Here is a 13,031-nt window from a genome sequence, read left to right on the forward strand (position 1 = left end):
ATACTGCCATCTTGGAAATATACGTTAAAATAGCGATTTTGTGAAAAATTCTTTTTATAGAGAGCTTGATTATGAGCATTAAGAATGATCGTTGGATTCGTGAACAAGCAGCAAAAGGCATGATTGAACCTTTTGAGCCAGGTCAGGTTCGAAGTGTAAATGACCAAAAAATCGTCAGCTATGGTACGAGTAGTTACGGTTATGATGTTCGTTGTGCACGTGAATTTAAGATTTTTACGAATATTAATTCAACGATTGTGGATCCTAAGCGGTTTGATGAAAAATCCTTTATTGATTTTGAAGGGGATGTGTGTATCATTCCGCCTAACTCATTCGCATTGGCACGTACGGTAGAGTATTTCCGTATCCCTCGAGATGTTTTAACTATTTGTTTGGGTAAAAGTACCTACGCTCGCTGCGGTATTATCGTGAATGTCACCCCTTTAGAGCCTGAGTGGGAGGGACATGTGACATTAGAGTTCTCTAATACGACACCGCTACCCGCTAAGATTTATGCTAATGAGGGTTGCGCTCAGTTCCTATTTATTGGTGGCAATGAAGTTTGTGAGACATCATATAAGGACCGTGGTGGTAAGTACCAAGGTCAACAAGGTGTAACACTTCCGCGTACATAATTCACCATATATATTCCCATATTCTTACTCACGCATTCATTTGGAGTCACTTATGAAATTCCGTTTTCCAATTGTTATTATTGACGAAGACTACCGTGCAGATAGTGCCTCTGGTCTAGGTATTCGTGCCTTAGCGGATGCGATTGAGCAAGAAGGTGTTGAAGTGCTGGCTGTCACGAGTTACGGTGATTTAAGCTCGTTTGCTCAACAACAAAGTCGTGCGAGTGCATTTATTCTCTCTATTGATGATGAAGAGTTTGATGTGGATTCGCCAGAGGATGTAGCACAAGCCATTAAAAATCTGCGACAGTTTATTGGTGAGTTACGCTTCCGTAATGCAGATATCCCTATTTATCTTTATGGTGAGACACGTACATCGCAACATATCCCGAATGATATTCTGCGAGAGTTACACGGCTTCATTCATATGTTTGAAGATACGCCAGAATTTGTGGCTCGTCATATTATTCGTGAGGCTAAAAGTTATTTAGATTCTTTAGCACCGCCATTTTTCCGTGAATTGGTCAAGTATGCGCAAGACGGTTCTTATTCTTGGCATTGCCCCGGACACTCAGGTGGCGTAGCCTTCTTAAAAAGCCCTGTAGGTCAGATGTTTCATCAGTTCTTTGGTGAGAATATGTTGCGTGCAGACGTTTGTAATGCGGTAGAGGAATTAGGTCAGTTACTGGATCATACGGGTCCTGTAGCGGAGTCTGAGCGTAATGCAGCACGGATTTTCCATGCAGATCACTGTTATTTTGTGACTAATGGCACTTCAACATCTAATAAAATTGTTTGGCATGCTAACGTTGGTGCGGGTGATGTGGTATTAGTTGATCGTAACTGCCATAAGTCTATTCTGCATGCGATTACGATGATTGGTGCTATTCCTGTATTCTTACGTCCTACACGTAATAATTTGGGAATTATTGGGCCGATTCCCTTAGAAGAGTTTGAACCAGAGAATATTCGCAAGAAAATTGAGGCCAATCCTTTTGCACGTGAGGCTGTGGATAAGAATCCACGTATTTTGACGCTGACACAAAGTACGTATGACGGTGTGATTTATAACGTGGAGATGATTAAAGAAAAGCTCGGTAGTCTGGTGGATACTTTGCACTTTGATGAGGCTTGGATTCCTCACGCATCATTCCATGAGTTTTATCAAAATATGCATGCAATCGGCGAAGGTCGTCCACGTCATAAAGATTCGGTGGTTTTTGCGACGCATTCTACACATAAATTATTGGCAGGTATTTCTCAAGCCTCACAAATTATTGTGCAAGAGTCTGAAAATCGTAAGCTTGATCCCAATATTTTTAATGAAGCTTTCTTGATGCATACATCAACTTCACCACAATATGCCATTATTGCTTCGTGTGATGTGGCTGCTGCGATGATGGAGCCACCAGGGGGGACTGCCCTTGTAGAGGAAAGTATTCGTGAAGCGTTGGATTTCCGTCGAGCCATGCGTAAAGTCGCGTCTGAATATGGTCGTGATGATTGGTGGTTCAAGGTTTGGGGGCCAACTCGCTTGCCGGCTGAAGGTATTGGCACGCAACAAGATTGGTTCCTCGAATCGGATGAGGAATGGCATGGTTTTGGCCCACTAGCCGAAGGTTTTAATATGCTGGATCCAATTAAGGCGACGATTATTACGCCAGGATTGGATGTGACAGGTACCTTTGCAGAGCGAGGGATTCCTGCTTCTTTAGTGAGTAAATATCTTGCTGAACACGGTATCGTGGTAGAAAAAACAGGGCTTTACTCGTTCTTTATTATGTTTACGATTGGTATCACGAAAGGACGTTGGAATACCTTATTGACTTCATTGCAGCAATTTAAAGATGATTATGATCGTAATCAGCCGTTATGGCGTGTGATGCCAGATTTCTGTAAGGCATATCCGCAATATGAGCGTATGGGTTTAGCGGATTTATGTCAAATGGTCCATCAGGCATATCATGAGCATGATGTGGCGAGATTAACGACAGAGGTCTATCTGAGTGATATGGTACCAGCACTTAAGCCATCTGATGCCTTTAATCGTATGGCGCATCGTAAAGTGGAGCGTGTCGGTATTGACGATTTAGAAGGACGCGTGACAGGGGTGTTATTGACACCTTATCCACCGGGAATTCCTTTGCTCATCCCAGGTGAGCGTTTTAATAAAACCATTGTTCAATACTTACAGTTTGCCCGTAAGTTTAATAAGCAATTCCCAGGGTTTGAAACATTTATTCATGGTTTAGGATCAGAGACTTTGGCTGATGGTACGACACGTTTTTATGTGGACTGTTTAATTGATGAATAAGTTGTGATACTTGTTTATACGCTGACCCATTCTTTCAATGAACGGTTTTGTTGAGAGAATGGGTTTTGTTTTAGTCAAATCATGGATAGATAGAATAAATGAAAAAAGCGGATGTAATCATTATTGGCGCTGGTGCTGCCGGGATGTTATGTGCTGCCCGTACTGCGGAGCAAGGTTTAAGCGTTCGCTTAGTCGATCATGCAGATACACTCGCAGAGAAAATTCGTATCAGTGGTGGTGGTCGTTGTAACTTCACCAATATCGGTGCAACATGGGAGAACTATGTCTCTAAAAATCCACGCTTTGCACGTTATGCTTTGAGTAATTATACGCCACAGGATTTTCTCGCTTTAGTGGAAAAGTACGATATCGCTTGGCATGAAAAGCATCGAGGGCAGCTTTTTTGTGATGAAAGTAGTGAAGAGATTATTCAGTTGCTTTATCGTGAATGTCAGCGAGCAAAAGTAATTTGGCATAGACCTTGCACAGTAAAAGATGTTGAAAAACGAGAGGGATTATTTCATCTCAACACAACGGACGGTCTTTTACAAGCACCACATTTAGTCATCGCAACAGGAGGTATGGCGGCTCCTCCTATTGGGGCAACAGATTTTGGTTTAAGTATTGCAAGACAGTTTGGTCATAAAATCGTTGAGCCAAGACCTGCATTGGTACCTCTGATTTTTGATGGTATTTTATGGGAGTCTTATAAAGAGCTTGCGGGTATTTCGCTTGAGGCACGTATTGCTGACGGTGTAGGTAAGAAAGCTCAGTTTTTTATTGAAGATATTTTATTTACCCATAAAGGACTATCAGGTCCAGGGATTTTGCAAATATCTTCCTATTGGGATGGGCATTCACCACTTTATTTAGATCTATGTCCACATATCGATTTAGAGCGGGTGCTAATTGTCGACAAGCAAGGGAGTAAGCAACAATTACTAACGGTATTGTCTCAATATTTACCTAAACGATTAGCACAACACTTTATTCGTAAGAATCAGTTAAAAGAAGAGCAGAACTGGGCTGAGGTGCCCGATAAAGCATTGCGTCAACTAGCTTTGTCGATTAAAGAGTGGCAGATTCAGCCTAAAGGCACAGCAGGCTATAAAAAAGCAGAGGCAATGCGAGGTGGTGTGGATACAGCAGATTTAGATCAGAAGACGATGGAAAGCAAGAAAGTATCTGGGCTATACTTTATCGGAGAAGTGATGGACGTTACAGGCTGGTTGGGGGGTTATAACTTTCAATGGGCCTGGTCAAGTGCTATTGCCTGTGCTGAGTCTTTAACTGTAAGTAAATATGAGTATTTTTAGTTTTTTTGCCCATCGTTTGTTAAAATGTGTACAAGAGACGAGCATTAGGGACATGATTGATAGGATATGTGTTTAAGCTTGGCATTTTAGTATTTTGGTAAATATATGAAAGGAAGTGACATGATAAAAAAAATGCTATTAGCGACTTTGATGTTAATAGTGGGTGCTTCTGCTTTTGCGCAGACAGAGGATGAGTTGGTGTCAAAGTATCAGCAAGCACGAATAGCAGTAACTTATAAGGGTAGTGTGGGTGATTTAGCGCAACAGTTAGCTCAGCAACTGAGTATTCCTTACTATGCGATGCAACATCAGCCGACTGTTCAAATTCGTTTGAAACAAGATGATAGCAAGACAATTCAAGATTTATTGGATGAGATTAATCGTCAGTTAACACATCAAAAAATACGCTTTGATGTATTGGATGATAAGGTGGTGTTAGCTTTAACCTCTAAGGAAATTACGTCATTGGTAACTCCTCAATTTATTGGTCAAGTGATTTTTGCTGATGGGCAGAAACCTGTGAATAGTGAAGTTTCTCCTGTTAATGAGCTTAACCATATATCAACACCTGTGATTGATGGTGCAAAGGAAGTACAAGAGAGTACACTAGATAATAAGGCGATTGCGCCTGTTAAACAGGCTGTAGCAGAGCCTGAGATTCCTGCAGAAAAGGAGGAAGAAGCAAAAAAGTTAAAAGCCATCCTGGAAATGAGCCAGGATGAGAAATTGTTAGCACAATATGCCAAACGTAAACAACCATTATTTACTATAGAAGATAAAAAAGCGATTAAGTTAGATGCGGTTCGTAGCACAAAAATTAGTACTTTTTTAATTTTTGAAGAGGGTGTTGATGTGAGTCAATATAAAATTGAGGGCGATTTCCAAGATATGGCAAGGTTAGATAATGTTGTTGCCATTTTGCATCGTCAAAAGTCCCCACCTCGATCTTTTGCGATTATTACACCTGATGGTGTTAAGCAAACTATTCAACGTGCACCCTAATGTATTATTAGGCTATTGAACAATGCTGATTGAGAAGCAAAGTTTCCCTTATGGGAAACTTTGCTTTTTTATTTTTAGCAATAGTGGATGAGATAATAAGGAAAATAGATTAAAATACTCGTAATCTACGTATGGGATACAGGAGAGAGTGGCTATATAGCTACCACCGAAGGCGCAATGACCCAGAATCGCTCAGGTAAAAGGTACTGTAACTCATCGCTATCTTAGCAGTAGGTACTCTGGAGAGATCTGCATAGGCAGACGCCGAAGGTGATATTAAAACTCTCAGGCAAACGGACAGAGGGGTGAAGTGACTTTTTTAAATATAAAACCCATTTCTTTTAAGGGGACTTTATGTCATCAGCTTCACTAAACCGAACTGCTCTTTATCAGGCTCATCTTGACCTAGGTGCCAAAATGGTTGATTTTGGTGGTTGGGAAATGCCTATCTCTTATGGTTCTCAAATCGAAGAACACCATGCCGTACGCGCCAAGGCAGGTATGTTTGATGTTTCGCATATGTTAAATGTAGATGTCAAAGGTGCCGATGCTTATGCTTTTTTACGTAAACTCATTGCTAATGATGTGGCTAAGATTATCGGCACACCCGGTAAGGCACTTTACTCTTGTATGTTAAATGAGCAAGCCGGCATTGTGGATGATTTAATTGTATATTTCTTCTCAGAAACAGAGTGGCGTGTTGTCGTTAATGCGGGTACAGCGGAAAAAGATATCGCATGGATGAATAAGCAAGCCGCGGGTTTGAATGTGACAATCACTCCACGTCGTGATTTGTCGATGGTTGCCGTACAGGGGCCAAAAGCACGCGAAATCGTGTGGTCTGTGCGTCCACAATGGAAAGAAAAAACAGAGTCATTGACCCCTTTTGTGGCAGCCTTATTAGAAAATAATACCTTAGTGGCTCGTACTGGTTATACTGGCGAAGATGGTTTTGAAATTGTATTGCCGAGTGAGGACGTGGTGGCTTTTTGGAAAGATTTATCAGCAGCCGGTGTACAAGCGTGTGGTCTAGGTGCTCGTGACACTTTACGTCTAGAAGCGGGTATGAATCTTTATGGTCAAGATATGGATGAAACTATTCAACCATATCAAGCGGGTTTAGCATGGACCGTGAGCTTAAAAGATGAGAGCCGCGATTTCGTGGGGCGTTCTGTCTTAGAGACTGCACCAGTACGCAATGCGTTTTTAGGTATTAAGTTACTTGAGCGCGGTGTAATGCGTGCCCATATGAAAGTGCGTTCAGCTGCAGGTGAAGGTGAGATTAGTAGTGGTACGATGTCTCCTACGCTGGGTTTCTCTGTAGGCTTTGTGCGTATGCCAGAAGGTGCGCAAGCGGGTGAAAATGTTGAGGTGGAAATCCGTGGTAAATGGGTGCCTGCTGTCTTAACAAAACTACCATTTGTACGTAATGGCAAAGCATTAGTTGAATAAGTATTGAATTGTTTAATGTTTTAAATATGGCACGTGTGCAACGTGACCTTAATCTAAGGAGTTAAAAATGAGTTTACCTGAAGATCGCAAATATACAGCATCACATGAATGGGTTTTACAAGACGGTGATGTATTTAAAGTAGGTATTACATACAACGCACAAGACCAATTAGGTGACTTAGTATTCGTTGGTGATGCTAAAGTGGGAGAGTCATTAGCTGCAGGTGATACAGCAGCGGTTGTGGAATCAGTAAAAGCTGCTTCTGATATTTATGCACCTATCGCAGGTGAAATCGTTGAGTTCAACGAAGAGTTAGATGCTAATCCTGCATTAATTAACGAAGATCCGTATACTAACTGGATTTTTAAAATCAAACCAGCTAACCCAGCTGATGTTGATGGTTTATTAAGTGCGGCTGACTACGCAGCCCAAGCTTAATTACTCTTAAAAATATTTGGGAATTAAACATGTTGCACACTCATATTGAACAGACAGAAGAGTTTATTGGTCGTCATATTGGACCAAACGAAGCTGAACAAGCCCATATGCTGAAAGTGGTTGGTGCGGACTCTTTGGATGCTCTAGTCGAGCAGATTGTACCAGCGAATATTTTATTAAAAGATGGTTTAGACTTAGAAGCGCCTGCTAGTGAAGCGGATATTTTGGCGGAACTTCGTGAGATTGCTGAGAATAACCAAGTATTCCGTAGCTATATTGGTCAAGGTTATTATGGGACTTATACGCCTAATGTGATTTTACGTAATATTCTTGAAAATCCTGCTTGGTACACGGCGTATACGCCTTATCAACCCGAGATTTCACAAGGTCGTTTGGAAGCTTTATTGAATTACCAAACAATGATTACGGATTTGACAGGTCTAGACGTTGCTAATGCCTCTTTATTGGATGAGGGTACAGCAGCGGCAGAGGCAATGACTTTAGCACGTCGTAGCTCAAAATCTAAGAGCAATGTATTTTTTGTTTCAAAACACGTACATCCACAAACATGGGAAGTGGTGCGCACTCGTGCAGAGCCTTTAGGTTACGATGTCGTATTGGGTGATGAGGCCGATGGCTTACCAGAATGTTTTGGCGTGTTATTACAATACCCACATAGTTTAGGTACAGTAGCAAACTACGAAGCCCTTGCTGCAAAAGCACATGAACAAGGAGCCATCGTTATTGCGGCAGCTGATTTATTAGCATTGGCTCTCTATAAAGCTCCGGGCGAGTGGGGTGCAGATATTGCGATTGGTAGCGCACAGCGTTTTGGTGTGCCATTTGGCTTTGGTGGTCCACACGCTGGTTATATGGCATGTAAAGATGCTTTAAAACGTACTATGCCAGGTCGGTTAGTTGGTGTATCTGTTGATGCCCAAGGCAAAAAAGCCTTGCGTCTAGCCTTGCAAACTCGTGAGCAACATATTCGCCGCGAGAAGGCGACCTCTAATATTTGTACAGCACAGGTATTGTTGGCGGTGATGGCAAGTATGTACGCCGTTTACCATGGTGCGAAAGGTATTCGTAAGATTGCCGAGCGTGTTTATTCGAGTACCTTCTTATTGCGTCAGGCTTTAGTGAAATTAGGTGTGAAAGTACTCAACGACACCTATTTTGATACTTTGCAAATTGAATCAGAAAAAGCACCAGAGATTTTAGAAACAGCGCTTTCTTATGGTGTAAATCTACGCAATGTTAGTCCAACAAGCGTGGCAATTGCACTTGACGAAACCGTCACTTTATTTGATGTTCAAGACTTAGTGGACATCGTGGCAGAGGCGATTGGTCAAGAGACGATTGATATTAATGACCTAGCGGATGCAGCAGAAGATATCCAAGTTCCTGCTGATTTAGCACGTCAAAGTGAAATCCTAACGCACCCAGTATTCTCTAGCGTTAGCTCAGAGACAGATATGCTACGTTATTTGCGTGCTTTAGCAGATAAGGACCTGGCGTTAGATCGTACGATGATTCCATTAGGTTCGTGCACGATGAAGCTGAATGCGACAGCAGAGATGATTCCTGTGACATGGCCGCAATTTGCGAATATTCATCCATTTGCACCTGATGATCAAGCTACAGGTTATGAGATTTTATTCGAGCGCTTAAGTGAAGCCTTATGTGAAATCACTGGTTACGACGCATTTAGCTTACAGCCAAACTCTGGTGCTCAGGGTGAATACGCGGGCTTATTAGCGATTCGTGCTTATCATAAAGCCAATGGCCAAGAGCAACGTAATATTTGCTTAATTCCAGCCTCTGCTCATGGTACTAACCCTGCGTCAGCCGCATTAGCCGGTATGGAAGTGAAAGTTGTTGCTTCTGATGCTAATGGTAACGTAGATGTCGAGGATTTAAAAGCGAAATTAGCTGAAATTGGCGATCGTTTATCGGTATTTATGATTACTTACCCTTCAACACATGGTGTGTTTGAAGAGCGTATCGTTGAGATTTGTGATCTTATCCATGCTGCAGGTGGTCAAGTATACTTAGACGGCGCCAACATGAATGCATTGGTCGGTTTAGCTAAACCGGGTGTATTTGGTTCAGACGTTTCTCACTTGAATTTACATAAAACTTTCTGCATCCCTCATGGTGGTGGCGGTCCAGGTATGGGTCCTATCGGTGTGCGTTCACACCTAGCCCCTTATTTACCGGGTATTGTTGATGAGCAAGGTCGTATTGACGATGAGGATGCTGTGGGTCCAGTATCGGCAGCACCATTCGGTTCGGCAAGTATTTTACCGATTCCTTATGTGTATATTGCCTTGATGGGGGCTGAGGGCTTACGTAAAGCAACACAGATGGCATTATTAAATGCAAACTATATTGCGACACGTTTAGCACCTTATTATCCAATTCTGTATAGTGGTCGTAATGGTCGTGTAGCTCACGAATGTATCCTTGACTTACGTCCATTAAAAGAGACTTCTGGTGTAACTGTAGATGATGTGGCTAAGCGTTTAATTGACTTTGGTTTCCATGCGCCAACGATGAGTTTCCCGGTAGCGGGTACTTTGATGGTAGAACCGACAGAATCAGAAGGTTTGGCTGAGTTGGATCGCTTTATTGATGCGATGATTGCTATTCGTAAAGAGATTGAGCAAGTTGAAAAAGGCGAAGTGGATGCGAATGACAATGTATTGAAAAATGCACCTCATACAGCAGAAAGCTTATTGTCGGATGAGTGGTCTCACCCATATTCTCGTAAAGAGGCTGCTTATCCAGGCGGTATGGATCCATTGAAAAAATATTGGAGTCCAGTGGCTCGTGTGGATAATGCTTACGGTGACCGTAATCTTGTCTGCACATGTCCTCCGATTGAGGCGTATGAGTCTTAATCAAGGCGCGTGAGTTAGCCATAAATAAAGCCCCGATAAATGTTTATCGGGGCTTTTTACTTGTATAGAGAAACCGCCTCTTGTTAGTGGGTACTTAAATGTGTGAATCAGTCACAGAGACGGTTATGATTATTTAAAGACCTAGTTCTTGCCAAATACTATCGATACGAGATTTTGTCGTGTTATCCATTTCAATAGGACGCCCCCATTCACGATTGGTTTCACCAGCCCATTTATTGGTAGCATCCATACCCATTTTTCCGCCTAGACCAGAGATAGGAGAGGCAAAATCTAAATAGTCAATTGGAGTATTTTCAACCAACACAGTATCACGAACAGGATCCATGCGAGTGGTCATTGCCCAGACCACTTCTTTCCAGTCACGTGTATTAATATCGTCATCTACGACGACGATAAACTTGGTGTACATAAACTGTCGAAGAATGCTCCATACACCGAACATGACACGTTTAGCGTGACCGGCATATTGTTTCTTAATAGAGACGACAGCGAGGCGATAACTGCAACCCTCTGGAGGTAGATAGAAATCGACAATTTCAGGGAGTTGTTTACGCAATAAAGGGACAAAAACTTCATTAAGCGCAACGCCTAATACCGCAGGTTCATCAGGTGGTTTGCCTGTGTAGGTGCTATGGTAAATGGGGTTCTTGCGCATGGTGATACGCTCTACTGTAAAGACAGGAAACCAATCTTGTTCATTATAGTAGCCCGTATGATCACCGTAAGGGCCTTCTAATGCCATTTCGTAAGCAGTATTGCTTGGAGGTGTAACACCTTCGGGTACACGTGGTGTAATCGCATTGGGATGATTAGACGGTAAGATATGTCCTTCTAGTACAATCTCTGCAGAGGCGGGAACAGATAACTCATTACCAATGGATTTGACTAATTCAGTACGAGAACCACGTAGCAAGCCAGCAAATTGATATTCCGATAGGCTATCAGGTACAGGTGTCACCGCACCTAAAATGGTAGCAGGATCAGCCCCTAAGGCTACCGAGATAGGGAAAGGTTTACCAGGATTGGCGAGTGCAAAATCACGAAAATCCAAGGCACCACCACGATGAGATAGCCATCGCATAATCAGTTTGTTTTTGCCAATGAGTTGCTGGCGATAGATGCCTAGATTTTGGCGTTTGGCATTAGGTCCTTTTGTAATGACCAGTCCCCAAGTGATAAGCGGAGCAACATCACCCGGCCAACACTCTTGAATAGGTAGCATATTGAGATCAACTTGGTCTCCTTCTAAGACAATTTCTTGACAAGGTGCCGTGCGAACCATTTTGGGTTGCATATCCCAAAGCGCTGACTTTAGCATAGAAACCTTACCGAAGGCATCTTTAAGATTACGAGGAGGTTCAGGCTCTTTTAAGCTGGCTAAGAGTTCTCCCACATCTTTTAAGGCAGAAATATCCTCAGCACCCATACCCCATGCAACGCGATTCGGTGTACCAAAGAGATTAGTCAATACAGGCATACTGGCTTTTTGGCCATTGTGTTGTGCATTGGTGAAGAGTAAAGCTGGACCTTCTTTGCGTAAAACACGGTCGCTGATTTCAGTCATCTCTAAACGAGTTGATACAGGGAGGTCAATATGTTTGAAATCATTCTTTTGCTCGAGTTGAGCAATAAAATCACGTAAGTCTTTGTACTTCACGTTAAGTCCTATTTGATAGTCGGTAGGAATTTTTCTAAACGAGCAATCGCTTCTTTCAGGCGATCAATAGCCGTAGCATAGGAAATACGAATCATCTTATTTGCCCACGCAGGACCGAAATCTACTCCCGGTGTTACTGCAATACCTGCTTCGTTAAGTAAGCGATGACAGAAATCCATGCTATTGTCACTATAATGACTGATGTCGACATAGATATAAAATGCACCGTCAGGTTTTACAGGGACAGGTAGATTTAAACGAGCCAGTTCAGTCAGTAAATAATCCCGACGCTCTTTAAACGCTTGTTTACGTTCGCGATAAATTTGCATTGCTTCGTCAGAAAAACAAGCGATAGCAGCATGTTGTGCTAGTGTTGGTGCACAGATATTAAGACTAGAAGAAAGCTTTTCAATATGAGGGATAAAGTCTTTGGGGGCGATAATCCATCCCAAGCGCCAACCTGTCATATTAAAAAATTTGGAAAAACTATTGATAACAAGAATATCTTTATCAAGCGTTAAACCAGACTTTACCTCGCCTTCATAATTTAAGCCAAGATAAATTTCATCCAAAATCACAAAGCCATCTTTTGATTTAACAAAGTCGATGATTTTTCTTAACTCCTCTGGGGTAACAGAGGTGCCTGTGGGGTTGCTAGGGGACGCAATAAGAATACCGCGCGTATTGGCTCCCCAGTTGGCAGCAATTTTCTCTGCACTTAATTGAAAGCGTTCTTCAGGGCCACAAGGAATCAGTTTTGTTGTCGCACCAGAGCAAAGGATAAAGTTAAAATTGGCAGGATAGTAAGGATCTGGCATTAATAGCTCATCACCATGGTTGAGCAAGCTTAAGCAAGCTAACGATAATGCACCTGATGCACCTGTGGTGATGATGATTTGTTCATATGAAATGTTTGTTCCAAACTCTTTATTGTAGTAATCTGCTAGGCATATCCGTAATGGTGTAATACCGAGCGCAGGACTATAACCGCTTAAGCCCGCAGCAGAAGCCTTATTGAGTGTATCAACGACAATTTGTGGGGCAGTGAAGTCTGGTTCACCAATGCCTAAACTAATAATATCGCGCCCTTGTTCACGTAGTGTTTGGGCTTGTTTGGTGACTTCCATTGCTTGGAATGTTACCGCTTGTTCAATTCGTGCTGCCGGCTTTAACATAATTAAACTAGAAGAGTTAAGAAATAGTTAATAGAAGAAATCTTATAGCTAACATTTTAGACGCTCAGGATTAGCTTGTCAGTTTTTGTCAAATAAACTCAGTAAAATGACAGGCAT

The 13,031-nt window shown here is 42.2% G+C and carries 9 protein-coding genes and 2 riboswitches; of the genes, 7 read left to right on the forward strand and 2 right to left on the reverse strand.

Going from position 1 to position 13,031, the window contains the following annotated elements; translation table 11 throughout:
• Positions 1 to 71 precede the first annotated feature (71 nt).
• From dcd to gcvP, 7 genes are all read left to right on the forward strand, one after another.
• Positions 72 to 635: a dCTP deaminase gene (gene dcd, locus HKX39_RS02015; RefSeq protein ID WP_171679634.1), complete on the forward strand. Its 564-nt coding sequence runs from the start codon at positions 72 to 74 to the stop codon at positions 633 to 635.
• A 52-nt stretch (positions 636 to 687) separates the two neighbouring features.
• Positions 688 to 2,949 carry an arginine/lysine/ornithine decarboxylase gene (locus HKX39_RS02020; RefSeq protein ID WP_171679635.1) on the forward strand — a complete coding sequence of 754 codons (2,262 nt, stop codon included), beginning with the start codon at positions 688 to 690 and terminating at the stop codon, positions 2,947 to 2,949.
• Between the two features lie 98 nt (positions 2,950 to 3,047).
• A complete protein-coding gene (locus HKX39_RS02025) occupies positions 3,048 to 4,265 on the forward strand; it encodes a BaiN/RdsA family NAD(P)/FAD-dependent oxidoreductase (RefSeq protein ID WP_171679636.1) in 1,218 nt (405 codons plus the stop codon).
• A 120-nt stretch (positions 4,266 to 4,385) separates the two neighbouring features.
• Entirely contained in the window at positions 4,386 to 5,267 is an 882-nt protein-coding gene (locus HKX39_RS02030; RefSeq protein ID WP_171679637.1) for a hypothetical protein, read from the forward strand.
• Positions 5,268 to 5,396: 129 nt separating this feature from the next.
• Positions 5,397 to 5,486: riboswitch (glycine riboswitch) on the forward strand.
• 10 nt (positions 5,487 to 5,496) lie between these two features.
• A riboswitch (glycine riboswitch) is annotated at positions 5,497 to 5,578 on the forward strand.
• Positions 5,579 to 5,621: 43 nt separating this feature from the next.
• On the forward strand, positions 5,622 to 6,719 hold the full coding sequence (gene gcvT / locus HKX39_RS02035) for a glycine cleavage system aminomethyltransferase GcvT (RefSeq protein ID WP_171679638.1): 1,098 nt from the start codon (positions 5,622 to 5,624) through the stop codon (positions 6,717 to 6,719).
• Between the two features lie 67 nt (positions 6,720 to 6,786).
• Positions 6,787 to 7,158 carry a glycine cleavage system protein GcvH gene (gene gcvH / locus HKX39_RS02040; RefSeq protein ID WP_171679639.1) on the forward strand — a complete coding sequence of 124 codons (372 nt, stop codon included), beginning with the start codon at positions 6,787 to 6,789 and terminating at the stop codon, positions 7,156 to 7,158.
• A gap of 29 nt (positions 7,159 to 7,187) precedes the next feature.
• On the forward strand, positions 7,188 to 10,061 hold the full coding sequence (gcvP, locus tag HKX39_RS02045; protein WP_171679640.1) for an aminomethyl-transferring glycine dehydrogenase: 2,874 nt from the start codon (positions 7,188 to 7,190) through the stop codon (positions 10,059 to 10,061).
• A gap of 133 nt (positions 10,062 to 10,194) precedes the next feature.
• On the opposite strand, the gene HKX39_RS02050 is transcribed toward gcvP, so the two are convergent.
• Positions 10,195 to 11,739 (reverse strand): UbiD family decarboxylase, encoded by a 1,545-nt coding sequence (locus HKX39_RS02050; RefSeq protein ID WP_171679641.1) that lies wholly within the window; start codon positions 11,737 to 11,739, stop codon positions 10,195 to 10,197.
• Positions 11,740 to 11,747: 8 nt separating this feature from the next.
• Entirely contained in the window at positions 11,748 to 12,914 is a 1,167-nt protein-coding gene (locus HKX39_RS02055; RefSeq protein ID WP_171679642.1) for a pyridoxal phosphate-dependent aminotransferase, read from the reverse strand.
• Positions 12,915 to 13,031: the final 117 nt, after the last annotated feature.

The sequence above is a fragment of the Pelistega suis genome, assembly GCF_013133795.1.
GTDB classification, from domain to species: domain Bacteria; phylum Pseudomonadota; class Gammaproteobacteria; order Burkholderiales; family Burkholderiaceae_B; genus Taylorella; species Taylorella suis.